The organism is Arthrobacter sp. TJ-270, from assembly GCF_058269075.1.
Genome location: NZ_JBZCNB010000001.1, coordinates 605,762 through 631,900, shown reverse-complemented (window position 1 = coordinate 631,900; position 26,139 = coordinate 605,762). Strand labels below are relative to the sequence as shown.

At 64.7% G+C, this 26,139-nt stretch carries 23 protein-coding genes; 15 read left to right on the top strand and 8 right to left on the bottom strand.

Annotated features, from left to right (window positions below):
• Window positions 1–61: 61 nt before the first annotated feature.
• From AC4D2M_RS03010 to AC4D2M_RS02990, 5 genes are all read right to left on the bottom strand, one after another.
• Complete coding sequence (locus AC4D2M_RS03010) at window positions 62–1,192, bottom strand: acetylxylan esterase (protein ID WP_490889857.1); 1,131 nt, start codon at window positions 1,190–1,192, stop codon at window positions 62–64.
• Between the two features lie 13 nt (window positions 1,193–1,205).
• Window positions 1,206–2,501 (bottom strand): ABC transporter substrate-binding protein, encoded by a 1,296-nt coding sequence (locus tag AC4D2M_RS03005; protein ID WP_490889855.1) that lies wholly within the window; start codon window positions 2,499–2,501, stop codon window positions 1,206–1,208.
• Between the two features lie 136 nt (window positions 2,502–2,637).
• Entirely contained in the window at window positions 2,638–3,111 is a 474-nt protein-coding gene (locus AC4D2M_RS03000) for an HIT family protein (protein ID WP_490889853.1), read from the bottom strand.
• Window positions 3,108–3,530 (bottom strand): hypothetical protein, encoded by a 423-nt coding sequence (locus AC4D2M_RS02995; RefSeq protein WP_490889851.1) that lies wholly within the window; start codon window positions 3,528–3,530, stop codon window positions 3,108–3,110. The genes AC4D2M_RS03000 and AC4D2M_RS02995 overlap by 4 nt, the downstream gene beginning before the upstream one ends.
• Window positions 3,531–3,565: 35 nt before the next feature.
• Window positions 3,566–4,204: a trimeric intracellular cation channel family protein gene (locus AC4D2M_RS02990; protein WP_490889849.1), complete on the bottom strand. Its 639-nt coding sequence runs from the start codon at window positions 4,202–4,204 to the stop codon at window positions 3,566–3,568.
• Window positions 4,205–4,266: 62 nt separating this feature from the next.
• On the opposite strand from AC4D2M_RS02990, the gene AC4D2M_RS02985 reads away from it, so the two are divergent.
• From AC4D2M_RS02985 to AC4D2M_RS02940, 10 genes are all read left to right on the top strand, one after another.
• Window positions 4,267–5,025: a sirohydrochlorin chelatase gene (locus AC4D2M_RS02985; protein ID WP_490889847.1), complete on the top strand. Its 759-nt coding sequence runs from the start codon at window positions 4,267–4,269 to the stop codon at window positions 5,023–5,025.
• Between the two features lie 129 nt (window positions 5,026–5,154).
• Window positions 5,155–6,891 (top strand): nitrite/sulfite reductase, encoded by a 1,737-nt coding sequence (locus tag AC4D2M_RS02980; protein ID WP_490889845.1) that lies wholly within the window; start codon window positions 5,155–5,157, stop codon window positions 6,889–6,891.
• Between the two features lie 2 nt (window positions 6,892–6,893).
• A complete protein-coding gene (locus AC4D2M_RS02975; protein WP_490890410.1) occupies window positions 6,894–7,634 on the top strand; it encodes a phosphoadenylyl-sulfate reductase in 741 nt (246 codons plus the stop codon).
• A complete protein-coding gene (gene cysD, locus AC4D2M_RS02970) occupies window positions 7,631–8,656 on the top strand; it encodes a sulfate adenylyltransferase subunit CysD (RefSeq protein ID WP_490889843.1) in 1,026 nt (341 codons plus the stop codon). The genes AC4D2M_RS02975 and cysD overlap by 4 nt, the downstream gene beginning before the upstream one ends.
• Window positions 8,656–10,041: a sulfate adenylyltransferase subunit 1 gene (locus AC4D2M_RS02965; protein WP_490889841.1), complete on the top strand. Its 1,386-nt coding sequence runs from the start codon at window positions 8,656–8,658 to the stop codon at window positions 10,039–10,041. Before cysD ends, AC4D2M_RS02965 begins: the two co-directional genes overlap by 1 nt.
• A gap of 15 nt (window positions 10,042–10,056) precedes the next feature.
• On the top strand, window positions 10,057–10,791 hold the full coding sequence (locus AC4D2M_RS02960; protein ID WP_490889839.1) for an ABC transporter ATP-binding protein: 735 nt from the start codon (window positions 10,057–10,059) through the stop codon (window positions 10,789–10,791).
• A complete protein-coding gene (locus AC4D2M_RS02955) occupies window positions 10,775–11,623 on the top strand; it encodes an ABC transporter permease (RefSeq protein WP_490889838.1) in 849 nt (282 codons plus the stop codon). The genes AC4D2M_RS02960 and AC4D2M_RS02955 overlap by 17 nt, the downstream gene beginning before the upstream one ends.
• Entirely contained in the window at window positions 11,620–12,858 is a 1,239-nt protein-coding gene (cobA, locus tag AC4D2M_RS02950) for a uroporphyrinogen-III C-methyltransferase (protein WP_490889834.1), read from the top strand. Before AC4D2M_RS02955 ends, cobA begins: the two co-directional genes overlap by 4 nt.
• A 78-nt stretch (window positions 12,859–12,936) precedes the next feature.
• Entirely contained in the window at window positions 12,937–14,394 is a 1,458-nt protein-coding gene (locus tag AC4D2M_RS02945; protein WP_490889832.1) for an FAD-dependent oxidoreductase, read from the top strand.
• 139 nt (window positions 14,395–14,533) lie between these two features.
• Window positions 14,534–16,216 carry a sensor histidine kinase gene (locus AC4D2M_RS02940; protein ID WP_490889831.1) on the top strand — a complete coding sequence of 561 codons (1,683 nt, stop codon included), beginning with the start codon at window positions 14,534–14,536 and terminating at the stop codon, window positions 16,214–16,216.
• Window positions 16,217–16,232: 16 nt separating this feature from the next.
• Here the strand turns inward: AC4D2M_RS02940 and AC4D2M_RS02935 are convergent, their stop codons facing one another.
• Window positions 16,233–16,865 (bottom strand): putative glycolipid-binding domain-containing protein, encoded by a 633-nt coding sequence (locus AC4D2M_RS02935; protein WP_490889830.1) that lies wholly within the window; start codon window positions 16,863–16,865, stop codon window positions 16,233–16,235.
• Between the two features lie 85 nt (window positions 16,866–16,950).
• Here AC4D2M_RS02935 and AC4D2M_RS02930 point away from each other — a divergent pair, with 85 nt between their 5' ends.
• A complete protein-coding gene (locus AC4D2M_RS02930) occupies window positions 16,951–17,301 on the top strand; it encodes a TraR/DksA family transcriptional regulator (RefSeq protein WP_490889828.1) in 351 nt (116 codons plus the stop codon).
• 2 nt (window positions 17,302–17,303) lie between these two features.
• On the opposite strand, the gene AC4D2M_RS02925 is transcribed toward AC4D2M_RS02930, so the two are convergent.
• Window positions 17,304–18,737 (bottom strand): PucR family transcriptional regulator, encoded by a 1,434-nt coding sequence (locus tag AC4D2M_RS02925; protein ID WP_490889827.1) that lies wholly within the window; start codon window positions 18,735–18,737, stop codon window positions 17,304–17,306.
• 147 nt (window positions 18,738–18,884) lie between these two features.
• On the opposite strand from AC4D2M_RS02925, the gene AC4D2M_RS02920 reads away from it, so the two are divergent.
• From AC4D2M_RS02920 to AC4D2M_RS02910, 3 genes are all read left to right on the top strand, one after another.
• Window positions 18,885–20,315, top strand: a complete 1,431-nt coding sequence (locus AC4D2M_RS02920) for a gamma-aminobutyraldehyde dehydrogenase (protein ID WP_490889825.1) — start codon at window positions 18,885–18,887, stop codon at window positions 20,313–20,315.
• Between the two features lie 33 nt (window positions 20,316–20,348).
• Window positions 20,349–21,716, top strand: a complete 1,368-nt coding sequence (gabT, locus tag AC4D2M_RS02915) for a 4-aminobutyrate--2-oxoglutarate transaminase (protein WP_490889823.1) — start codon at window positions 20,349–20,351, stop codon at window positions 21,714–21,716.
• 230 nt (window positions 21,717–21,946) lie between these two features.
• Window positions 21,947–23,488 carry an APC family permease gene (locus tag AC4D2M_RS02910; RefSeq protein WP_490889821.1) on the top strand — a complete coding sequence of 514 codons (1,542 nt, stop codon included), beginning with the start codon at window positions 21,947–21,949 and terminating at the stop codon, window positions 23,486–23,488.
• A 7-nt stretch (window positions 23,489–23,495) separates the two neighbouring features.
• On the opposite strand, the gene rarD is transcribed toward AC4D2M_RS02910, so the two are convergent.
• Window positions 23,496–24,458: an EamA family transporter RarD gene (rarD, locus tag AC4D2M_RS02905; RefSeq protein ID WP_490889819.1), complete on the bottom strand. Its 963-nt coding sequence runs from the start codon at window positions 24,456–24,458 to the stop codon at window positions 23,496–23,498.
• Between the two features lie 168 nt (window positions 24,459–24,626).
• On the opposite strand from rarD, the gene AC4D2M_RS02900 reads away from it, so the two are divergent.
• Complete coding sequence (locus tag AC4D2M_RS02900; protein ID WP_490889817.1) at window positions 24,627–26,063, top strand: FAD-dependent oxidoreductase; 1,437 nt, start codon at window positions 24,627–24,629, stop codon at window positions 26,061–26,063.
• The last annotated feature ends 76 nt before the right edge of the window (window positions 26,064–26,139 follow it).

The window sequence follows — 26,139 nt, the reverse complement described above, 5'->3', positions numbered from 1 at the left end:
GCGCTATGTACGGCGCTATGTAGATCCGCAGGCGTGTCAGGAAGAGCACTTCTCATCTTTTCTAGAGGGAAGGTTGCAATTTTCGCTGAAGAAAACCGAGTGCGTCGTTCCTCAAAGCCGAGGAAAAGACATGCCCCTCGTCGTACCAGGCTCCGGTGTACCGGCCCGTATCCTGCGCATGCAATCGCTGAAGCATCCTGTCGGCGTCCCGCATGCCAGTTCGAGCAAACAGCGGATCGGTGTCGGCAAACTGCACGAGGAAGCTGCATCCCGAATTCAGGGTTGTGAGTTCCGGCAGGTCGAACGCTCGAGCCAGCCCCGGCGTGTTGAGCAGCCAGGAGTGATGGTCGAGATGATCAGGGAACAGGCCCGCAAAAGTAGTCATCATGCAGGAAATGACGCAGGCTCGCACATCAGGAGCGAGTGCTGCGAGGGCGAGTGAGCGGCCGCCGCCCCCGGAGAAGCCGGCAGCGCCGATACGTTCAGGGTCCACTATAGGCAGCGAGCGCAGGATGGCCAGGGCAACAAGATCCTCGTGTGCAACCATCCCCGCATAGCTGGTGCCCAGCAGGCCTGAAGCCTTTGCGATCGTATTTTCGTGGTGTGCCGCTGCTGCGTTATACAGCATCCCGGCCGAAGGGACTATGCGCTGCTCAGCCCACTGTGCCATCCGCGCTTCAACCCAGTCCGCTGTCCGACGCGGAGCGGGATCCAGCGTGAACTTTCGGCTACCCCAGCTGAAGGCGTCGTGAACCAGTACTGCGAAGCCTGCCCGGGCGACCTCGTTGGCAACAGCGTGGCCGTCATACAGTTCCCTTTGCAGTACCGAGACTTCCTCTGGTGTTTCCGGCCCGATATCGATCAGCCGCTCGGAGCCTAACCATTTGTTCCCCGCGTGGCACTGGTTCCAGAGCACCGCCGGGAGCGGTCCGCGACGGTGCTCTGGAACCAGGAGGTACGCAGTGGTGGGAGGACCATAAGACAGTTGCCACTGGAGCTGGGTCACCTGGACGCCCTCCACAGCCCAACCCGTCCCGTGCATGATCTCAGGTTGCGTACTCGGTAGCGCTGGGACCCCGAGGGTTGCCGCAAGCCGCCTACTGCCGTCGTCGTGCCCTTGATGCAGGGGGCTGGCCCGCACATAGGCGGGCCAGTCCTCAAAACCTGCAATCGGGCTGGGTTCTGTTGTCATGGTGGGGACGCTGCTAAGCGTTGATCAGTCCTTCGATCTCAGCGGTCATCTGTTCGGCAGCCTGCTGGGGGGTGAGGGCGTCAAATAGCACCTCGGAGGCATAACGCTTGATCACGTCCTGCACGCCGCCGGCGCCCACGGGCGAGATCTTCTCAGGCCCGGCCATGTCCGGGCGGATCTCCTCGAGGAAGTCCACGACAGTCTGCTCGGTTTCACTCAACTCCGGCTCAATGGCGGCGACCATATCAGGATTGGCAGGAACACCGCGGTCGACCATGATCTGCTTTGCGGCGTCCTCGTTGTTGGCAAGGTAGTTCACAAATTCAGCCGCCGCCTCCTGGTCATCGGACTGGCTGGAGATGGACCAGTACATCGTCGACTTGTAATACATTCCGTTGTCTGCCACTTTCCCGGAGACCGAAGGTGTCCGCAGCATGCCGATGTTGCTTCCTGTGGCCGTCTCGAGCGATGCCAATTGGTTGGACCAGAACCACCCCATGGCGGCCTTGTTTGTGGGGAAGCTGCTGGCCTCGAACGCGCCGGATTGTTCCTCAGTGAACTGGGCAGCACTCATTCCACCGCCTTCATCGCGGACATCGAGGAGGTGCTCAAACCATGCCGCGGCCGTAGCGGCGCTGTAGCCCACTCCTGTTTCTTCACCGTACAGAGATTCGCCGTGCTGCCGCAGCCAGATTCGCAGGTCGGCTTCCTGCGCACCATACGTTGTTCCGCTTTCGTCCCCGAGCTTTTCGGCCAGTTCAGCCGAAAGGGCGTAGTAGTCCTCCCAGGTCCATGTGGTGTCATCGGGTAGCTCAACACCGGCCTCTTCAAAGAGATCCTTATTCACCATCACCACATAGGCGTTTTGGCCTGTGGTCAAACCGTAGATTCCGTCCTCGTACGCACCAAGTTCCAGTGCCGATTCATCGAACATTGAGAGGTCCAGGCCTGGCAGTGTGCTGAGGTCGGTCAATGCGCCCCGGCCGGCGTATTCCTGAAGGTACTTCTCGTCCATGTTGATGACGTCGGGTGCGTCTCCGCCTGCGGTCATGGTGGCCAATTTGTCCCAGTAGCCACCCCATTCGCCGTACTCACCTTCAACGGTGATGTCCGGGTTCTCGGCCTCGAAGTCTTCTATGACGTCCAGGGTGGTGTTGTGCAGGGGATCCGAGCCCCACCAGGAGAACCGCAGGCTGCCGTCCCCGGATTGAGCTTCCGCTCCGTTCCCGCAACCTCCCAGGGTGAGACCAAGTGTCATGGCAAGCGATGTGGCCATGATGGCGCGGGCTGATCGCGGGAACTTCGTCATTGAATCTTCCTTCACTGTGGTGGGTCGTCAGTGCTCTGTTGTGCTGGCCCAGGTGGATCGCAGCACTTTGAGAAAACGTTTTCTCAGTAGGAAGTTGAGGCTATCCGCTGATTCGAAACCCGTCAAGAGCCTCGGGTTAGAGGCCCAGCGCCTTGCGAAGTTCAGCGGCCTTGCCGGCGCGGATTGCCGGGTCCACGATGGGCCTCCTCGGCGTGAAGTAGAAGCCGTCGTCGTGCCAGCGGGGGAGCACATGTTGGTGGTAGTGCCAGACATGCTGGCTGCCGGCGGGTTCGTTGTGCTGGCGGGTTGAGACGCCGTCCGGGTTCCACGCGCGCTTGATGGCGATCGCCATGTCGCGTGTGACGGTCATGATACGGCCGGCCACGTCGTCGGGAAGTTCGTACAGCAGTTCGTGGTGGGCGCGAGGCGTCACCAGGACGTGCCCGGGGTTCGGCTCGAAGCCGTGTGAGGCGATGAACGCCAGAACCAGGTCATCCGAGTAGATCAGGTCGCCCGGCTCGCAGAGGTTGGAGGCGAATCGGAATTCGCCCGAGGCCAGGTCGCAGAACGGGCACTCGTATCCTTGCGGAGCGTGGGTGACCCAGGTCATTCTGCCTCGTCATCGAACACCCAGTCGAACATGTCGAGCATGAATTCGCTGAAGGTCCCTTCCTCATTTTTCCAGGAACCACGGGCGTTGTTGCGACGCCAGACGATCGGATCGGGGACGGTCAGCTGGTCAGCCTTGACGCCCCAGACGAACTTTTCATCGACGTCTTCCATGAACAGCAGGAAACCGTCCTCGATTTCGAGCTCGTCCGGATCCCAGACGTAGTGGAACGCTTCCATGAGGTCTTCGGAAGCGCCGACGGCGAGGTAGAACTCGCTCATCGCCATCGGGAGCGGGAAGTCCTGGCCCTCCCGCAGCTGGGCCAGTTCGTCTTCAGACAGGCCGTCTTCCGCCACCCAGGGTTCCTCGAAGTAAGCGGGTACGAGGGCGCGGAATTTATCCAGGAACAGCTCGGTCACAGTGGCTCCAGGTGAGGTTGGGGGATCGCTCAATCCTATCCCGCCGGGGGAGGCGCTGAAGGACGCGGTGAATGGGTGGCCAGGGGTGCATGCCATCCCGCCCGCCAGGCAAGAACCCGCAGGAGGAACACCAGTGCCGCGACGGTCACTCCGGTCAGGACGTTGAACAGTTCCAGCTTCGCGAGGACGACGGTGAGGGCCGCGCCCAGGAAGGCAGGCAGCGCGTAGATGTCTCCCGGATTGAACAATCCCGGCACCTCGTTCGCGACGACGTCCCTCAACAGTCCACCCCCGACGGCGGTAGTGACGCCGAGCAGTACTGCCGCGACCGGATTCCATCCGGTGTTGATGGCCTTCAGGGCCCCGACAATGCAGAAGAGCGCCAATCCGCCGGCGTCGAAGAGCATCAGAAGGCTGGTCACCTTCTCGAAGCGTGAGTAGAGAAAATGGACCAGAAAGGTGGCCAGGAGAGGCGGCGCCAGGTACAGCGGGTTCGTGAATGCCACGGGATCGACACCGATTATTACGTCCCGGGCCACGCCGCCGCCGAGCGCGGCGAGGGAAGCCAGCAGGAGGGAGCCGATGAGGTCGAAGCCTTTCCGCGCCGCCAGCAAAGACCCGGACACAGCGAAAAAGAAAACGCCGAACAGGTCAAGGATCAGCGGGGCGTTCATGGGGTCAATTCGTTACGGGACACAACTGTCAATAGTCGCAGGCGGGTGCTTCAATGGCCAACATGCCTTCGTCTAACCAACCCGTCCTGATCGCGTGTTCACACGGCACCAGCAGCGCCGAGGGGCAGGCTGCCGTCAACCGGTTGCGTGACGAGATGCGTGCGCTTCGCCCGGAACTCGACATCCGGGAAGCTTACGTCGATGTCCAGCAGCCGGACCTCCCTGAGGTGGTCGCCGCGCTCCCGGAGGGGTCGGCCGTAATCGTGCCGCTGCTCCTGTCTGTGGGTTACCACGTGAAGGTGGACATTGCCGAGGCGGTGCAGAGCCGGCCCGGCACGTACGCCGCCGCTCCGCTGGGACCTGACCCGAGGCTGGCCGAGTTGCTGCAGCAACGGCTGGAAGAAGCCCGGGTGGAGCCGGATGACGCCGTCGTACTTGCTGCGGCAGGTTCCTCGGACGCGTGCGCCGGTGTGGATGTCGCGGAGCTCGCGGTGCAACTCGCGGAGGTGCGCCCCGGCCGGATCGTCGTTGGGTACGGCGCAAGCGCACGTCCCTCCGTGCCGGAAGCGGTTGCAGATGCGCAGGAAGGGGCCGCCAGCCCGGCCATCGCTTCCTACCTGCTGGCCCCGGGCTACTTCCATGACCAGCTGGCCAAGGCAGGGGCAAGCGTAGTGAGTGCTCCGCTGCTCCCATCCAGGACCGTCGCTGAGATTGCGCTCGCCCGTTACGACGACGCCATCAGCCGTCTTGAGGCGCCGGACCCCGGCAGAGACTGCGGCAGGCCCTGCAGGCAGCTCGTGAAGGTGTGCGCCCGCCCGTGATCGGGCAGATTCCGGGAACGCCGCCAGTCCTGTCAATACCCTGACGCCTTTGTGACGTGCTGTGTCGTCACGTGAACGGGTGTTGCCAAACCTTTGAAGGGCCTCTCGCCCCGGTCCTACTGTCTTTACATGACGAGTTCAGTCGCGACCACAGACACCACAGATACTGCGCGGAAGCCCCGCGCAAGCAGGCCTGCCGCCAAACCGCATGGCCAGTGGAAGGTTGACGGCACCACGCCCCTCAACGCCAACGAAACGTGGAAGCAGGAAGACAACGGGCTCAACGTCCGTGAGCGGATCGAGACGATCTACGCGAAAAACGGTTTCGACTCCATCGACGGCACGGACCTCCACGGACGCTTCCGCTGGTGGGGCCTCTACACGCAGCGTCGGCAGGGTATCGACGGCGGCAAGACGGCCACGCTTGAACCGCACGAACTCGAAGACAAGTACTTCATGCTCCGGGTGCGCATCGACGGCGGTGCTTTGACCACCGAGCAGCTGCGGGTCATCGGCGGCATTTCCACCGAGTTTGCCCGTGACTCCGCTGACATTACCGACCGTCAGAACATCCAGCTGCACTGGATCCGGGTCGAGGACGTTCCGGAAATCTGGAACCGCCTCGAGGCAGTCGGTCTCTCCACAACGGAGGCATGCGGTGACGTTCCCCGCGTCATCCTCGGTTCGCCCGTGGCCGGCATCGCCAAGGACGAAATCCTCGATCCCACCCCGCTGATTCACGAACTCAGCGAGCGGTTCATCGGCGATCCTGAACTGGCCAACCTCCCGCGCAAGTACAAGACCGCGATCACAGGCCACCCGAGCCAGGACGTCGTACACGAGATCAACGACTTCGCCCTGGTGGGCGTGGTCCACCCCGAGCTGGGCGCCGGTTATGACCTCTGGGTCGGGGGAGGGCTTTCGACCAACCCCCGGCTCGCCGAGCGGCTGGGTGTCTTCGTTTCACCCGATGTCGCCGCCGAAGTGTGGCTGGGTGTCACCAGCATCTTCCGTGACTACGGCTACCGCCGCATGCGCACCAAGGCCCGCCTGAAGTTCCTCCTGAACGACTGGGGAACCGAGAAATTCCGCCAGGTCCTCCAGGACGAGTACCTCGGCTTTGAGCTCCCTGACGGCCCCGCCGCACCCAAGCCCGACACCCCGGGCGACCACGTAGGCATCCATGAGCAGAAGGACGGCAATTTCTTCATCGGTGTCGCACCGACCGTGGGCAGGGTTTCCGGGACAATCCTCACCTCCCTCGCTGACACCCTCGAGGCACACGGCTCCACCCGCCTGCGCACCACGCCCCACCAGAAGCTTGTTGTCCTTGACGTCGAGAAGGACCAGGTAGAACCACTCGTTACGGAACTCGATGCGCTTGGGCTGTCCGCCCGTCCGTCGCTGTTCCGCCGGTCAACCATCGCGTGCACCGGCATCGAGTACTGCAAGCTCGCGATCGTTGAAACCAAGGTCACCGCGGCCACGGCCATCGCGGAACTCGAGCGACGCCTCGCAGACCTCGTCGACGACGGTACGCTCACCCAGCCGATCGCGATGCACATCAACGGCTGCCCCAACTCCTGCGCCCGTATCCAGACGGCGGACATCGGGCTGAAGGGCATGATGCTTCCCACGCCCGACGGCGACCCCACGCCGGGCTTCCAGGTTCACCTCGGTGGTGGGCTGGCTGCCATGGACCGGGGCGAAGCGGGTCTTGGCCGCACCATCCGCGGGCTCAAGGTGACCGTCGACAACCTGCCCGACTACGTTGAGCGCGTGGTACGCCGATACGCGGCGGACCGGCATGAGAACGAGACCTTCGCCCAGTGGTCGCACCGCGTCGACGAAGGAGTACTGCAGTGAGTCTGTCACCGGAGAACGTTGACGTTGACGCCGCTAAGCGGTCCCGGCGTTCGGACGAAGAACTGAAGGCGCTCGCCGCCAAGGGCGCCGAAGAGCTCGGCTGGGATTCGTCCGCCGATCAGGTAATCGCCTGGGTGGCCCGCAGCTTCAACCTGTCCCTGGCCGCCGTGGCGTGCTCCATGGCCGACGCCGTCCTTCCGCACCTGGTCTCGCAGCAGTTCCCCGGCGTGGACGTACTCTTCCTTGAGACCGGCTACCACTTCACCGAAACGCATATCACCCGCGACGAGGTAGCCGACCAGCTCAACATCACGATCGTCGACGTCATGCCTGAACTGACGGTCGCTGAACAGGATGCAACCTACGGGAAGGACCTGTTCAACAGGGATCCCGCCCAGTGCTGCGCCCTGCGCAAGATGGACCCCCTCAAGAAGGCGCTCTCCGGCTACGAGGTGTGGTTCACCGGAGTACGTCGCGACGAAGCACCCACGAGGACCAACACGCCCCTGGTCACCTGGGACCGGGTGCACAACCTGGTCAAGATCAACCCGCTGGCAGCGTGGAGCTTCGATGAACTCCTCGACTACGCCGGTGAGCACCAGGTCCCGGTGAACATGCTCCTGTCCAACGGGTACCCCTCGATCGGTTGCATGCCGTGCACCCGTCCGGTAGCACCAGGAGAAGACCCGAGAGCCGGCCGCTGGGCTGGCCTAGCGAAGACAGAGTGCGGAATCCACCAATGAGCCATTCAACTCAGACCATTGAGGACGCGAGCGTGAAGACTGTGAATAGTGAAGCCGTAGCTTCGGAAGCAGCGCATCGCGGCGCCGAGGAACGAGGCGACGTGTCTAAGCTGCGTGAAGCTACGGCGAAGCGACTCTCAAGCCTCGACGCCCTCGAATCCGAAGCCATCCACATCATCCGCGAGGTGGTTGCCGAGTTCGAACGTCCCGCCCTGCTGTTCTCCGGCGGCAAGGACTCCGTGGTCATGCTGCACCTGGCGACGAAGGCTTTCTGGCCCGGTAAGGTGCCGTTCCCGGTGCTGCACGTCGATACGGGCCACAACTTCCCCGAGGTCATCGAGTTCCGCGACCGCACCGTTGAGCGGCTCGGTGTCCGCCTGGTGGTCGGCTCCGTTCAGGAGTACATCGACCGCGGCGAGCTGAGCGACCGCGCTGACGGCACACGCAACCCGCTGCAGACTGTCCCGTTGCTGGACACCATCAACACGAACCGGTTCGACGCTGTCTTCGGCGGAGGCCGCCGTGACGAGGACAAGGCGCGGGCCAAGGAGCGGATCCTGAGCCTGCGGGACGAATTCGGGCAGTGGGATCCGCGCAACCAGCGGCCCGAGCTGTGGAACCTGTACAACGGCCGGCACACTGTGGGCCAGCACGTGCGGGCCTTCCCGATCAGCAACTGGACCGAGCTGGACGTCTGGCGCTACATCGAGCGGGAGAACATTGAGCTCCCGGGCCTGTACTACGCCCACGAGCGCGGAGTTTTCCGCCGTGACGGCATGTGGCGTGCAGTCGGCGAGGTTTCCCAGCCGACTGAGAAGGAGGCCGTGGAAACGCGTACGGTCCGCTACCGCACCGTCGGTGACATGTCCTGCACCGGGGCAGTCGAATCAGACGCAGCGACCGTCGCGGAAGTTGTACGCGAAGTCGCCCTCAGCACACTCACCGAACGCGGCGCCACCCGCGCGGACGACCGGATCTCGGAAGCCGCGATGGAAGACCGCAAGAAGGACGGCTACTTCTAATGGCTACCCCCACCGCTGTTGAGACAGCACTTGAGCACTCCACCCTGTTTCGGTTCGCTACGGCGGGCTCCGTCGACGACGGCAAGTCCACCCTCGTGGGCCGCCTCCTGCATGACAGCAAGTCGGTCCTTGCAGACCAGCTCGACGCCGTTGCCCGCACCTCCGCTGAGCGCGGTTTCGGCGGGGAGCGCGGTGGACTGGACCTGGCGCTGCTGACCGACGGTCTCCGGGCTGAGCGCGAGCAGGGCATCACCATCGACGTCGCCTACCGCTACTTCGCCACCGCGAACCGCACCTTCATCCTCGCGGACACTCCGGGTCACGTGCAGTACACGAAGAACACGGTGACGGGCGCTTCCACGGCCGACGCCGTCGTCGTGCTCATTGACGCACGCAAGGGCGTGCTGGAGCAGACCCGCCGTCACCTCGCGGTGGCGCGGCTGCTCCGCGTGGCGCACATCATCGTGGCGGTGAACAAGATCGACCTCGTGGACTACAGCGAGGCCGTTTTCCGTGACGTCGAAGCGCAACTCAAGCAGGCTGCCCGCGAGCTGAAGGTCGATGAGCCGGCCATCATTCCGGTGTCCGCCCTCGAGGGCGACAACGTGGTGGACCGCTCGGAGAAGACACCCTGGTACGGCGGGCCGTCGCTGCTGGAGACCCTTGAGCAGCTTCCGGCGCTGGCCGATCTCGAGACGGACTTCGAAGCGTTCCGGTTCCCGGTCCAGACCGTCATCCGGCCGCAGGGCGCGGTGGCTCCCGGGCTCGACGCTGAAACCTACCGGGACTACCGGGGGTACGCCGGACAGGTGGCGGCCGGGTCCATCCGGGTTGGCGACGCCGTGACGGTGCAGCCGTCGGGACGCGAAACGACCGTAACCGGCATTGACTTCGCCGGACAGGAACTGGTGGAAGCTTTCGCTCCACAGTCCGTGGTGCTGCGGCTCGCCGATGACATCGACATTGCCCGCGGCGACCTCCTGGCGGAAGCCGGTTCGCCTGATTCGATCTCCCAACTCCCGCAACCCACCCAGGACCTGTATGCAGCACTCTGCTGGCTGTCGCCGAAGCCGCTGAAAGAGGGTTCGCGGCTCCTCATCAAGCACGGCAGCAAGACGGTCCAGGGACTGGTTCGACAGGTCATCAACAAGCTGGATCTGTCGACGTTCGCCGATCAGCCGGCGTCGGGTCTGGAGCTCAACGACATCGGGACCGTCCACATCAGGCTCGCGGCTGCGCTGCCCGTGGACAACTACGTGAACTTCCGCCGCACCGGAGCTTTCCTGGTCATCGATCCCTCGGACGGCAACACCCTGGCCGCAGGCCTGGTGGAATCCGACCATCTTGAACTGGCGGCCCGCGAGGACGAACGCTATGACATCTAGCACGCCCGGTGCGCCGTGAACGGCGAACCGACCGTCAAAATTGCGAACCTCACGAAGAACTTCGGGAACACGCCGGTCTTCGAGGGGCTCAACCTGTCCATCTCCAAGGGCGAGTTCCTTTGCCTGGTCGGCGGATCAGGCTCCGGCAAGTCCACACTGCTCAACATCGTTGCCGGCCTGGACCACGCCGACGGCGGTACCGTCCTGGCCCCGCCTGCGGCGGTCATGTTCCAGGAATCGGCGCTGCTGCCTTGGCTCAGCGCAGCGGGCAACATCTCACTCGCGCTGAAGTTCGCCGGCGTTCCGCGGAACCAACGTTCCGAGCGGACACAGGAACTGCTGAACATCGTCCGTCTTCCCGACGCCGGCAACCGTCTGGTCCACCAGCTCTCAGGCGGAATGCAGCAGCGGGTAGCTCTTGCCCGCGCGCTTGCGCAGAACCGCAGCCTGCTCCTCATGGACGAGCCGTTCAGCGCACTGGACTCCATCACGCGCGATTTCCTGCACGATGAGCTGGAAGACATCTGGCGCGCCACGGGCCGGACCATCGTCCTCGTTACCCACAACGTGCGCGAGGCTATCCGGTTGGGCCAGCGCGTCATTCTCCTGGCCTCGGACGAAGGAGCCATCGCCGGGGAGTGGCAGGTCTCCGATACCCAGCGCCATGATGCCGTCGCGGGGGCAGCCCTGGCCGAAACCATCAAGAACGTACTCCATCGGGAGGTGCACGGTCTTGCCGCAGTTAGCTGAACCACTCAAGCTTGCCCGTCCCGCCCGGGTAGTGTCGGCGGGCCCTGGCGCCTCCCGTTCCCGCGGCGTCCTGCTGACGCTGGCACCCGTAGCCACTCTCGTGGTGGTGCTCGGCCTGTGGGCCGCAGCCTCCTCGGCCAGCGGTGGAACAGGTCCGGCGGAGCTCTTTGCCGCTCTGGGGCGACTCTGGGCAACCGGTGAGCTTGTCCAGGGCGTCGCCACAAGCCTGGGCCGGGGCGTGCCAGGATTCCTCCTGTCCGTCATTGTAGGCACCGTGCTGGCGCTTGTGCTGTCCGCCTCGGTGTGGCTGCGCGCCGCCGTCGCGCCCTACATGACGTTCCTGCTCACGCTGCCCACCGTGGCCTGGGTTCCGGTGGCAATCCTCTTCTTCGGGGTTACCGATGCCACGGTGTACTTCGTGGTTCTTACCGGCGCAGTTCCGGCCATCGTCAACGGCTTGCTCGCCGGCGTGGACCAGATCCAGCCGCTGCACCGCAAGGTGGGGCGCGTACTTGGGGCGGGGACCTGGGACACCGCGCTGCACATTGTTCTCCCGGCCGCCCTCCCGTCCTACATTTCGGGCCTTCGACAGGGCTGGGCATTCTGCTGGCGCGCACTGATGGCGTCGGAAATCATCGCCGGCGGGCAGGAGCTCGGCCTGGGTCTGGGCACCTTGCTGCAGCGCGGACGCGAACTCGATGACATCGGCGGCGTGATGGCGACCATCCTGCTGATCCTGGTAGTCGGCGTGGTGATCGAGGTGCTGGTCTTCGGCCCGCTCGAACGACGACTGCTGCGCCGCCGCGGCCTGCTCACCGGAGGTTCACGATGACTTACCCCCTCGGACTGCAATTGCGCGGCCGCCGCGTGCTCGTGGTCGGCGGCGGGCCCGTGGCCGCGCGTCGGCTGCAGGCGCTGCTCGACGACGGCGCCCTGGTCACGGTCGTAGCGCCCTACGCCTGTGAGGATATCGCGGATGCCGCTGCTGCCGGCCGGGTGGACTGGCAGCAGCGCGAATACCGCACTGCTGATCTCGACGGCGCCTGGCTGGTCCTCGCCCACTCCGGTTCCGCCGAGGTGCAGGACCGGATCGCTGCCGAGGCGGACGCTGTCCGCATCTGGTGCGTCAAGGGCGGTGACTCCGGAGCTTCCGCGGCCTGGGTTCCCGCCGTCGCACGCATTGATGACGTGACGGTGGCCGTCAACACCCACGGTGACCCGAAGCGTGCCGCAGCCCTGCGCGACGGCGTCGCTGCCGCCCTCGAATCCGGTGAGCTGCCGTTGAGGCGGCACCGCCGCAAGGACGGGTTGGGTTCGGTTGCCCTGGTGGGTGGAGGACCGGCTGATGCGGGTCTGCTGACCACCCGCGGCCGGCGACTCCTGGCGCAGGCCGACGTCGTGGTCGCTGACAGACTTGGACCGCGCTCGCTGCTCGCGGGCCTATCGCCGGACGTTCAGGTGATTGAGGTGGGCAAGCTCCCCGGCCACCATCCTGTGCCGCAGGACGAGATCAACCGGATTCTGGTGGAGCAGGCGCTGCTCGGCCATCGTGTGGTCCGGCTGAAGGGCGGAGACCCGTACGTGCTGGGCCGCGGCGGTGAAGAGGAAGCGTACTGCCGCGACCACGGCATCCCCGTCGAGGTGATTCCGGGTGTCACGTCCGCCATCTCGGTGCCGGCCGCCGCGGGAATCCCCGTCACCCACAGGGGAGTGGCGAAGGGCTTCAGCGTCATCACCGGGCACGAAGACATCCGCCAGCAGACCGGGCTCATCCCGCAGGGAAGCGACCACACCCTGATCCTCCTGATGGGGGTATCGCTGCTGCGGTCCTCCGCGGCATCGCTTATCAGCGGTGGTCGGGCGGCATCCACACCCGTCGCTATCATCGAGGACGGGTGGATGGAATCGCAGCGCGTGACCACCGGCACCCTCGCCACGATCGCCGACCTCGCCGAAGAGCGCGGGGTGAAGTCTCCCGCTGTGATCGTGGTGGGTGACGTCGTCGCGCTTTCACCACACTGGCAACCCACGAACTTCCCGCTGGATGCGCAGATAACAAGCCAATAGCGCTCCCATAACGTCCTTATCTGCGCACCCAGCGCATCGATTCACTAGCCCGAAGCAACCCAGCAAAGGAACACAGCCGTGTCGCAACCCACAACTTTCTCCCACGGTGCCTCCCAGCGTCCACTGCGCGTCGCCGTCGTCGGATCCGGTCCGGCCGGCGTCTACGCTGCGGACATCCTGACGAAGTCTGCACCGGTCGCCTCCGGGGAACTTACGGTCAGCATTGACCTCTACGACCGCTACCCAGCGCCGTACGGCCTCATTCGCTACGGTGTTGCACCCGACCATCCCCGCATCAAGGGCATCGTCAACGCACTGCACAAGGTCCTTGACCGCGGCGACATCCGTTTCTTCGGCAACGTTGAGTACGGCACGGACCTCACCATGGAGGACCTGCGGACCCATTACGACGCCGTCATCTTCGCCACCGGCGCGATCAAGGACGCCGACCTCAACATCCCCGGCATCGAGCTCGAGGGGTCCTTCGGCGGAGCGGACTTCGTCTCCTGGTACGACGGACACCCGGACGTCCCGCGCGACTGGCCGCTTGAGGCCAAAGAGGTTGCCGTCATCGGGAACGGCAACGTGGCACTCGACGTGGCGCGTGTGCTTTCCAAACACGCCGAAGACCTGCTGGTCACCGAGATCCCCGACAACGTCTACCAGGGGCTGAAGAACTCGCCCGTGACGGACGTCCACGTGTTCGGCCGGCGCGGTCCTGCGCAGGTGAAGTTCACGCCGCTGGAACTGCGTGAACTCTCGCACTCACGTGACGTCGACATCGTGCTCTACCCCGAGGACTTCGAGTTCGACGCGGAGTCCGACCGCCAGATCCAGACCAACAACCAGACCAAGACCATGGTTGGAACGCTCACCAACTGGATCGCCGAGCAGCCGGAGGATCCCGCCGAGTTCACGGCGTCCCGGCGGCTCCACCTGCACTTCCTCCACAACCCCGTGGAAGTTATCGGCGAGGACGGGAAGGTCACCGGCATCAAGTTCGAGCGCACCGCACTGGACGGCACGGGCAACGCCGTGGGCACGGGCGAGTACATCGACTACCCGGTTCAGGCCGTCTACCGCGCGGTCGGCTACTTCGGGTCCGCCCTGCCGGAGGTGGAATTCGATCACCGCCGCGGCGTCATCCCGAACGACGGCGGCCGCGTGGTCGATGCCGCCGGCACCCACGTGCCGGGCATTTACGCGACCGGCTGGATCAAGCGCGGACCGGTGGGCCTCATCGGACACACCAAGGGCGATGCACTCGAGACCGTCACCTACCTGCTGGAGGATCTTGAGAACCTTCCGGCGGCAGGCGCGCCCGACGACGGCGCCGTCGTCGAGCTCCTGACCTCCCGCGGCGTACAGTTCACCACCTGGGAGGGCTGGCTGGCGCTGGATGCGCACGAGCGCGCGCTGGGCGACGCCGCAACAGAGATCGACGGCGTCGTTCGTGAGCGGATCAAGGTTGTGCCCCGGGAAGACATGGTGTCCGTGTCCCGCAGCGTCCACGTCGAGGCTCAGGCCGACGCATAACCGTCTCCCGCAGGACCAGCACCGCGCCCCGGCAGATTTACTGCCGGGGCGCGGATTCTTTCGGGCGCTGCAGCGCGGCCCGGCTCTATAGAGTGGGCACTGTCGGAACCGCACGGGAGCGTTAGGAGCAGCAGACACCATGGACAATGCTCTGTCCTACCTGACGTTGAACACCCGGCAGTTCCACGAACTGTCGATGCGGACCCGGGTGCTTCTCAGCCAGGCACCGCTGTCCATCACCACGGCACTTCTGGCAATCGGCAGCATCTTCTTCCACCCGGTGGTGTGGTCCAGCGCTTCCTTCCAGTGGGGGATCGCCGTGAGCGCCATCATCCTGATGGGCTGTGCGGTTACGCCGTGGGACCGCGTGCCCTATGGCGTCTTCCTCATCATCCCGGTGCTCGACTTCATCCCGGTGGGTCTGCTTCGTTTCGGCGCAGGCACGGACGTTCTGGGAGTGGGGCTACTGGCGGTATTTCCGGTGGTCTGGCTGTGTGCCTCCGGTCTGTATCCGAAGGTCTGCCTTGCGCTCAGCCTGCTGGGGCCTCTCGCGATGATCTGGGTGCCGCTCTTCATCACTGACGCTGAGGTGACCGCCGCCAGCCTGACCCAATCGGCTCTGCTGCCCGTCATCATTTTCGGAATTGCCGTCTCGGTCCGCGTGATGACCGCCAGCATGATGGACCAGCAACTGGCCATGGAGGAGAAGGACCACGCACTGCAACAGTTGCTTCAACGCAGCGCCCAGCGTGAACGGCTGCTGAACGCAACGGTCAACACGGTCGACGTCGGATTGCTCGCCGTAGACGGGGACGGCCACGACATCCTGTTCAACCGGCGTCAGCACGAGATACACCGCGCAGGATTGCCGGAGGGAGTTGACGACGCATCCGAGAGAGACCTCCTGCTGTTCAAGGCCGACGGCGTCACTCTCATCCCGATGGAGCAGCGCCCGGCGTACCGGGCGGTTGCCGGGGAGACGTTCTCCGACTACCTCATCCGGGTGGGCGCCGGTGACAAACAACGTGTCCTGTCTGCCTCTGCCCGCATGCTGCTGGACGAGGGCGGGAAGCGGGAGGGCGCCGTCGTGGCCTTCAACGATGTCACCGACCTCGTGAACGCGCTGAACGCCAAGGAGGAGTTCGTCGCGATGGTCTCGCACGAGCTGCGCACACCGCTGACGGTGATCGTCGGCTACCTGGAGCTCATACTCGATGACGACCTGCCGCCGGAGACCGAGGCCGGGCTCAAGGTCGTCGGCCGGAACGTGGTGCGTCTTCGCAGGCTTGTTGACGATCTGCTCACCGCAGCCTCAGGACCGCCGGACGTGTCCCCGGTGCGTACAGACCTCGCCGAGATCGCGAAGGAATCAGTGGCCGCCATTTCTGCACGCGGCAAAGAGGCAGGCGTCGAAATCCTCAACGAGGTCCCCGACGGCACGATTGCGCGGAGCGATCCCGCCCGGATTGGTCAGGTGCTCGACAACCTGCTGTCCAACGCCGTCAAGTACTCGCCCGCGGGAGGCACGGTCACGGTGCGGGCGCAGAAGATGCCCGGGTCCGTGGTCTGCGAAGTCGAGGACCACGGCATGGGCATGAGCCCGGAGGACAGCGCCGAAGTCTTCTCGAAATTCTTCCGGACCTCGGCTGTGCGCCAGGCGGCGATTCCCGGAGTAGGGCTCGGCCTCGCCATCGTCCGGTCAATTGTTGAAGAACACGGCGGCCGGATCCACTGCCGCAGTGAGCTGGGCCGGGGCACCACCTTCACATTCGAGCTGCCCGACAATCCGCGGGGGAGTGAATCCGACAGCGGCCGACCGTGAGGGAGGTTGCCCGAACTTACCGAATTCGGGTGGCCAGACCGGGATAGTCCACCACAATGCCTTCACGGTCGATCTGCAGTTCAGCGGTGAACCCGTGATTGTCCGAGCTGTAAAGCACCACGCCGTTGCGGTCTTCGTTCGCAGCGCGCAGCTGGCTGTACATCTGGCTGCTGCGCATCACGCGGAGGCTCGGCACGTCCACCCACGCCATGACCATCGAGGTCTCGTCCACGGGAGCAAGTTCCGCTGAATGAAGGTTCAGCCGCAGGATCGGCATGGTGTTGGTGACCGGGCACAGGCCAAGGTCGCAATCCAGGGCACCCGTCAGCAGGGACGGGTCGTCGATACCGGGAGCGGGAAGGCTGCACTCGCCGGCGCTGGAAGCGGTACTTGACCACACGCCGTCGTCATCGCGTTCCAGCTCAAGGTGGCGGCTCCAGCCGTAACCGTGAACCGTTGCGGTCAGCCGGCGCGTTACCCAGCCGTCCGTGGTGGTAAGCGCCCAGCTCAAGGCATACGAGTCCGTTCGGGAAGTGCCGTGTGCGCTCAACCGACCCGGCTCGAGGTTGATGGTGGCGGAATCCAGGCGGGCCGGATCCTCAATGCCCTGCCAGGTGTGCAGCAGGCTCGTATGCAGTTCATTTCCCATTCGTTCACCTTATGGATCGGCGGGGCCGCCACGCTAGAGGGTGCCGCGAGTAGGATCCTTGCAAAACTGACGTCGGGGAGGCCACATGAGCGATGAAAAGCGGTTTCGGACCCTGCTTCAGCGCGAGCTGGCCGCATCGCGTAAGACACAAGCGGCCCTGAACGGGGACATCGTGTCCACCAGCGACCTGCGTCGCGATTCCAATGTGGACGATGAACATGATCCCGAGGGCTCCACCATTGCTTTTGAACTCTCGCAGTCTGCGACGCTGCTGCGTGATGCCGACGCCCGCATCGCCGAAGTGGAGGCGGCGCTGCGTCGATTGGACGAGGGACGTTACGGGACCTGCGAGGTGTGCGGTTGCCGCATCGCTGAAGGCCGGCTGGAGGCGCGGCCCTGGACGCGGTTCTGCATCGACCACGCAGGAGGCCGGTGAGGCTACCGCAGGCCGCGAACGTTCAACGCGAGGTACAGGTGCACCCGGTCAGCCGTAACAGCCGGGTCATAGCCCGTCAGGTCAACGATCTGCTGCAGCCGGTACCGCACCGTATTGCGGTGCAGCTGCAGGACGTCCGCGACCGCGGCCACCGACCCGTTGTGGGCGAGGTACTTCTCGAGCGTGAGCATCAGCTCGGCGCCGTGCCGTTCGTCGAACGCCACCACGGGATCGAGCGCTTCAGCAGCCAGGTCCGCCAGAGGCACATCCTCGCTCGCCATCAGGAGCGAGGTGAGGCTGAGCCGGTCGGGGCGGTTGACCGGCTCCCCCCGGGTCAGCGACTCCCTTGCTTCAAAGTAGCTCCAGCGCAGCCCGCTCACCTGCGCATAGCCGCCGCCGAAGCCCACCCTCGCGGTGAAGCCGGCGCCGTGCAGGTAGGTGCTCAGCGCCCTGCTGACGGATTCACCGTCATTTTCCGGCACCGCGATGACCAGGCGATCATCCAGGACCGCGGTCACGACGTCGTCGTACTTTCCGGGCAAGGGAAGCGTCCGCAAGGCGCGGCGCTGACCGGTTGCCACATCTGCGAGCACAATGCACTGCCGGCGGACAGTGTCGATTCCTGCGCTGCCCAGGCGGGCCGCGGCGTCGCTTCCCGCCAGCGTGCCGCGCACCACGTCCTGCAGCAGCTGCCCGACGACGGCGCGGTCACTCGCCCTGCGCCTCGCCTGGTTGCTCAGCTCGACGCTGATCAGGCTCTGGGCGTAGTCGGTGATGGCGTCACGTTCGTAGGGTTCAGCGATGGCCAGGGTACAGCGGTCCTTCAGCCCGGTTGCCACAGGGACCCGGTGCCATGCACGGTCTCTCTCGCCGAGTGAGGATACCGCAGCGCTTCCGCCGGTCGCGAAGAGCTGCGTTCCGTATTGGGAAAGTGCGACGTCGGTGCGCAGCATCGCGGCCAGCTCGCGCAGGAGTTGGGGCAGGCCGCCACCGCTCAGCAGGGCCGCGGCCAACACCTGGTGGCCCTTCAGCAGGTTCTCGAGACGCGCGTAATGCTCCGCGGACAGGGAATCGGCAACCATCTTCCCGATTGCGATGAAGGGCGTCTCATACGGGACCCGGAACACCGGGAGGCCGAGCTCGTCGGCCTGGTCCAGAAAGGCAGCGGGCACCTTCTCGTGGCTGAGGCCGGTGGCGAAACCGATGGCGAGCGCACCCGTTGCATGGACGTGCCGGACGAAGTTTCGTTGCGACGTCGCTGACTTCTGCCGCAGGCCGGTGGTGAGCACGATCTCGCCCCCGCTGAGGAACGGTTGAGGGTCCTCAAGTTCGGTCACGGCGACCCACTGAACGGGAACGTCGGTGACTTCGCTGGTGCCAACCTGCTGCAGCTTCAGCGCGGGCGTCGCCAAGAGCGCCGACAATGTGATCGCCATAACTCCACTATAGGCGGGAGAGCTTGTGCGGATGCATGACGGTTCTACTGAAGCGTTGTGCGGATAAACCTAGGCGGAGTGGCGTGGACCACGTAGGGTCGGCAATGAATTTGGGCAGTACTGTCCCGGAACGAAAGGAAAAATGCCGTGGTAACCACCCTGCAGAACTTCATCAACGGGCAATTCGTCACCCCGAGCGGCACCGAGATGATCGACATCGTCAACCCCACCAACGGGGAAGTTGTCGCGAAAGCTCCGGTTTCCGTGCAGGCTGACATTGACGCCGCCATGGGCGCAGCCAAAACGGCCTTCGCCTCCTGGAAGAAGGTCACGCCCGGCCAGCGCCAGCTCATGCTGCTCAAGCTCGCCGACGCGATCGAAGCCAACAGCGACGAACTCGTCGAGGCCCAGCACCGTAACACCGGCCAGGTCCGCACCATGATCGCTTCGGAGGAAATCGCTGCGGGCGCCGACCAGCTGCGATTCTTCGCGGGCGCCGCACGCCTGCTCGAAGGAAAGTCCGCCGGTGAGTACTTCGAGGGTCATACCTCGTACGTCCGCCGCGAGCCGGTGGGCGTCGTCGCGCAGGTTGCTCCGTGGAACTACCCGTTCCTGATGGCCATCTGGAAGATCGGGCCGGCGCTCGCCGCCGGCAACTCGATTGTGCTGAAGCCCAGCGACACCACTCCCGAGTCCACACTCGTCCTTGCCCGGCTGACCCAGGGGATCCTGCCCGACGGCGTCCTCAACGTGCTGCTCGGCACCGGTGAAACAGGCGCGGCCATGGTTGAGCACAAGACACCGGCCATGGTATCGATCACCGGTTCGGTGCGCGCCGGCATCGCTGTCGCCACCGGCGCCGCCAAGGGCCTGAAGCGTGCCCACCTGGAGCTGGGAGGCAAGGCTCCCGCCATCGTCTTCGCCGATGCTGACGTGAAGAAGACGGCAGCTGCCCTCGCCGAGTTCGCATTCTTCAATGCAGGCCAGGACTGCACCGCCATCACCCGAGTGCTGGTGCAGGATTCGGCTCACGACGATCTCGTGGCCGCCATGGTTGACCACACCAAGACCCTCACCACGGGTGACGCCGACGACTCAAAGAACTACTTCGGGCCCCTGAACAACATCAACCACTTCAACGCCGTCAACGCGGTCATGGATGCGCTGCCCTCGCACTGCTCCGTGGCGACCGGCGGCAAGCGCTCCGGTGACCAGGGCTACTTCTTCGAAGCAACCATCATCACCGGTGCCCAGCAAACCGACGACATTGTGCAGAAGGAAACCTTCGGCCCGATCATCACCGTGCAAAAGTTCTCCACCGAGGATGAAGCGATCGAAATGGCCAACGACGTCGACTACGCCCTCGCCTCCAGCGTATGGACCACCGACCACGGCACTGCCATGCGCCTCTCCCGCGACCTGGACTTCGGCGCAGTCTGGATCAACACCCACATCCTCCTCACCGCCGAAATGCCCCACGGCGGGTTCAAGAGCTCCGGCTACGGCAAGGACCTCTCCATGTACGGCGTTGAGGACTACACCCGTATCAAGCACGTCATGAGCGCGCTGGACGCCTAAGCAAGCGCTACACGGCCCAGAAAGGACCTTCCTATGACCACCCAGGCACTCCAGCCACAATTCCGGCTCGAGCAGAAGCGCCGCATCATCGGTGATTTCCCCGGCCCCAAGTCCACCGCGCTCAACGCACGCCGCTCCGCCGTCGTCGCCAAGGGTGTTGCCTCCGGCGTCCCCGTGTACGTTGCGGACGCTGACGGCGGCATCGTGCACGACGTCGACGGCAACTCCTTCATCGACTTCGGCTCCGGCATCGCGGTGACGAGCGTCGGCGCGTCGGATCCCGCCGTCGTCGGAGCCGTGAAGGAGCAGGTTGAGCACTTCACGCACACCTGTTTCATGGTGACCCCCTATGAGGGGTACATCGCGGTGGCGGAGAAGCTGGCGGAGTTGACCCCCGGTGACTTCGAGAAGCGCACCGTACTCTTCAACTCGGGCGCGGAAGCGGTGGAGAACGCCGTCAAGGTCGCACGCCTGGCCACGGGCCGGTCGGCTGTCGCCGCATTCGATCACGCCTACCACGGGCGCACCAACCTGACCATGGCGCTGACCGCGAAGTCGCTGCCCTACAAGGCCGGACCGGACGGCACTTTCGGCCCATTTGCGCCCGAGGTGTACCGCCTGCCCATGAGCTACCCGTTCCGTGAGGAGAACCCGGCCATCACCGGCGAGGAGGCTGCGAAGCGCGCCATCACCATGATGGAGAAGCAGATCGGCGCCGAATCCCTGGCCGCGATCATCATCGAACCGGTCCAGGGCGAGGGCGGCTTCATTGTCCCTGCCGACGGATTCCTGCCGACCCTCGCCGCATGGGCAAAGGAAAAGGGGGTCGTGTTCATCGCCGACGAGGTCCAGTCGGGCTTCTGCCGCACCGGCGAGTGGTTCGCGGTGAACCATGAGGGCGTTGTGCCGGACATCATCACCATGGCCAAAGGTATTGCCGGCGGCATGCCGCTGTCGGCTGTGACCGGTCGGGCCGACCTGCTCGACGCCGTCCACCCGGGCGGCCTCGGCGGCACCTACGGCGGCAACCCCGTTGCGTGTGCTGCGGCGCTCGCAGCGATCGACACCATGACGGATTTGGACCTGTCAGCGCGTGCGCGGCGGATCGAGGAAATCGTGGTGCCCCGTCTGAAGGCACTGCAGGAGGAGACGGGCATCATCGGCGAGGTGCGCGGCCGCGGGGCGATGCTCGCCGTCGAGTTCGTGATGCCCGGCTCCAGGGAGCCAAACCCCGTTGCAACGAAGGCCATTGCAGCCGCATGCCTCGAGGAAGGCGTCATCATCCTTACCTGCGGCACCTACGGCAACATCATCCGCCTGCTGCCTCCGCTGGTCATCGGCGAGGAACTTCTCAAGGACGGCCTTGACGTCCTGGAGGCGGCGATCCGCTCGGTGAAGTAGCGCCCTTCCGCAAGGGAATACGACGGCGGTCGGCTGGACAGTTCTTCGGGGCTGAACCGGCCGGCCGCCGTTGTTGTGACCGGACAGCAACAATGTGTCCTTGCGCACAGGAGCATCAACCGGCATACTAAACGAACGTAATTCGTTTATGGAATCTCCGGTGACAGTGGATACCCCGCTTCCCACACGGCGGTCCTCACACCATTTCCTAACAAAGAGGTAAGGAACCCATGAGCACTACGCAAGTGCGCACCGGCGCTCCAGACAACACGCCCAAATTCTCCAGCAAGGGACTCAAGACGGGGCAGCTCGGCCTGCTCGCCGTCGTCGTCATCGGTATCTCCACGATCGCCCCGGCCTACGTCCTGACCAGCACGCTCGGCCCCACCGTGCAGAGCATCGGTGAGCACCTCCCGGCGATCTTCATTGTCGGGTTCATCCCGATGTTCCTGGTGGCGCTCGGATACCGCGAACTGAACGCGGACACCCCCGACAGCGGAACCACGTTCACCTGGGTGACCAAAGCCTTCGGCCCCTACATCGGCTGGATCGGCGGGTGGGGTCTGCTGGCTGCGAACATCATCGTGCTCTCCAACCTGGCCGGCGTCGCCGTGGATTTCTTCTACCTGTTCCTCTCCCAGCTCACCGGCCAGGAGGCGATCGCCGACCTCGCCGGCATCCGGTGGCTGAACATCCTGACCTGCCTGGTGTTCGTCGCGGCGGCGGTATGGGTTTCCTGCCGCGGCGTGAAGACCACGAAGGCCGTCCAGTACGCGCTCGTCGGACTTCAGGTGGGAGTGCTTGCCTGGTTCGTCATCGCTGCGTTCAGCCGCATCCAGCAGGGCGCGGCGGTCGGCGCCATCTCGTTCAGCTGGGACTGGTTCAATCCGTTCGCCATCGAGAGCTTCTCCGCCTTCGCGCTGGGTCTCTCCCTGTCCATCTTCGCGTTCTGGGGCTGGGACGTCTGCCTCACGGTGAGCGAGGAATCCCGGAACGGCAAGCGGACCGCAGGTCTGGCAGCGGCGGTGACAGCCGTCGTCGTACTGGGGATCTACCTGCTCGGCGCTATTGCAACCGTGATGTTCGCCGGCGTCGGTACCGAGGGGCTCGGCCTCAACAACGCCGACATCTCGGAGAACGTCTTCGCTGCGCTGGCCGCTCCGATCATGGGCCCGTTCGCGATCCTGCTTTCCCTCGCGGTCCTGTCGAGCTGCGCTGCGTCCCTCCAGTCGACATTCCTTTCGCCGGCCCGCAGCCTGCTCGCCATGGGGTACTACAAGGCCCTTCCGGAGAAGTTCGCCACAGTTCACCCGACCTACCGCTCACCCGTGTTTGCGACAGTGGTTGCCGGCGTCATCTCCGCAGGGTTCTACTCGCTCATGCGGGTGATCAGCGACAACGTCCTGAACGACACCATTATGGCCCTCGGCCTCATGATCTGCTTCTACTACGGACTCACCGCGCTGGCCTGCGTCTGGTACTTCCGCCGGAGCGCATTCATCTCGGCACGGCACTTCGTCTTCCGTTTCCTCGCCCCGCTGCTCGGAGGACTCGGTCTGGTGGTTGTGTTCCTGCAGACCGCAGTGGACAGCTGGGACCCCGCATTCGGCAGCGGCTCGGAGATCTTCGGAGTGGGCCTGGTGTTCGTCATCGGCGTGGGGATCATCGCGCTAGGCGTGCTCGTAATGTTCGCCGTCCGGCGCACCCACCCCGGGTTCTTCCGCGGCGAAACACTGCGGCAGGACACCCCGGCGCTTGAGGTGGCCGAGTAGCCCCCTGCTAGGCGCCCGCGGGCTGCTCCAGCGGTGCGCTGTTGCGGGGCCTCGCGCTCTTCCGGACCGTACGGATCATGTCCACGGTGAGGAGCGCGAGGCCCACCCACACCAGTCCAAAGCCGATCCACCGCTCCAGCGGCATTTCTTCACCGAAGACCGTCAGGGCCAGAATGAACTGCAGCACAGGTGCAAGGTACTGCAGCAGACCGATGGTGGTCAGGGGGAGTCGGCGGGCGGCAGCTCCGAAGAAGATCAACGGCACAGCTGTGATGACCCCGGACGCCGCCATAATCCAGAAGTGCCCCAGTCCTTCCGTGGTGAGCGTCGCTCCGCCGGAAAGCGTCAGCCAGATCATCACTGCCGCGGCAATCGGCGTCAGCACCGCCGTCTCGACGCTGAGGCTGGTCACGGCGTCGACACTCGGTCCCACGCGCTTCTTCACGAACCCGTAGAAGCCGAAGGAAAACGCGAGCGCCAGCGCGATCCAGGGCACGTTGCCGTAGCCCACCGCCAGAACGACGACGGCGACAATCCCCATTCCCACGGCTGTCCACTGCAACCGCCGGAGTTTCTCCCGGAGCACCAGGACGCCCAGGAGCACCGACACGATCGGGTTGATGAAGTAGCCCAGTGACGCTTCGATGGCGTGACCGTTGGTGACGCCGTAGGTGTAAACGAGCCAGTTGACGGCGATGAGAAACCCTGCAACGGCGAGGGTCCCGAGTACCTTCGGGTTGCTGACAGCCACACGGAGGGTGCCCCATGACCGGAGGATGGTGAGCAGCAGGGCGCAGAAAATGAGTGACCACAGCACCCGGTTCGCAACGATTTCCACGGCGGTGGCCGGCAGCAGGATGAGGAAGTACAGGGGAAGAAGCCCCCACAGCCCGTATGCGCCGATGCCGAAAAGGATGCCCGTCGCGTTGTCGCTGCGGGCGGGGCGCTCGGTGGTGCGGGTGCGGCTCACATGGGTGCCAACCGCCGTCGTGCCGTTCCTATTCCGGCTATACGCAGGTGAGCCTCGCCACTGGTTTCGACGCCGACTGAATTGGGGATTTAGAATAGGGAATTGTGCGCTAATGCGCGCGGTCGTCCCTTCGGGAAGCCCAGGTAATCCACCAGGAAGAAGGCATCAGTGTCCAGCACGACGTCGGCCCGTCCGCTTCGGGTCGCCATCATCGGCGCAGGCCCGGCCGGTGTCTATGCCGCAGATATCCTGACGAAATCGCAGGAGGTCAAGGGCGGAGACTTTGCAGTTTCCATTGACCTCTTCGACCAGTACCCGGCGCCGTATGGCCTCATCCGCTACGGTGTGGCACCCGATCACCCGCGCATCAAGGGCATTGTCAACGCCCTCCATAAGGTTCTTGACCGCGGGGACATCCGCTTCCTCGGCAACGTCAACTACGGCCGCGACCTTACGCTCTCTGACTTCCGCACCTTCTACGATGCCGTCATCTTCGCCACGGGCGCAGTGAAGGACGCAGACCTCAACGTTCCCGGCGTGGAACTTGAGGGATCCTTCGGCGGGGCCGACTTCGTGTCCTGGTATGACGGGCACCCGGACGTCGACCGGGACTGGCCGCTCGATGCCAGGGAGGTCGCCGTCATCGGCAACGGCAACGTGGCTCTCGACATTGCCCGTGTCCTGTCCAAGCACGCTGATGACCTGCTGGTCACCGAAATCCCCTCAAACGTGTATGCCGCGCTGAAGAAGTCGCAGGTAACGGATGTCCATGTGTTCGGCCGGCGCGGTCCGGCGCAGGTGAAGTTCACGCCGCTGGAACTGCGCGAGCTTTCCCACTCGCGCGACGTCGACATTGTGCTCTACCCCGAGGATTTCGACTTCGATGAAGCCTCCGAACAGCAGATTGCCGGCAACAACCAGACCAAGACCATGGTCAAGACGCTGACCAACTGGCTGGTCGAGCAGCCCGATGACCTGGCCGAACTCACCGCATCACGCCGGCTGCACCTCCACTTCCTGCACAGCCCCGTCGAAATCTCCGATTCCCCCGAGACCCCGGGGAAGGTAGCCAACATCCGCTTCGAGCGCACGCGTCTCAATGGCTCCGGCTCGGTCGAGGGCACCGGCGAATACATCGACTACCCGGTGCAGGCCGTCTACCGCGCCATCGGTTACTTCGGATCGGAGTTGCCCGAGGTCGGCTACGACGAGCAGAACGGAGTCATCCCCAACGAGGGCGGCAGGGTTGTCGACGAATCCGGCAACCCTGTTCCGGGCATCTACTGCACCGGCTGGATCAAGCGTGGGCCGGTCGGCCTGATCGGCCACACCAAGGGCGATGCCCTCGAGACCATCGGCTTCCTTTTGGAGGACCGACTGAACCTGCCGCCGGCCGAGCATCCGTCTGAGGACGCCATCATCAACCTCCTTGAGGAGCGCGGCGTCCGTTACACCACGTGGGAAGGCTGGCTGCGGCTCGATGCCCACGAGATGAAGCTGGGCGCCAACTACCTGCACGACGACGCGGGCCTCGCCGAGCTCGTCCGGGAGCGCGTAAAGCTGGTTCCACGTGAGGACATGATCGCGATCTCCCGCGGGGAGTAGTCTCTGCACTGTTGGGCGTGCCGGATTCCCCACCTCTCGGCGGCGGCTCGGTTAGATGAGCGGCGTGTCGTAGGGC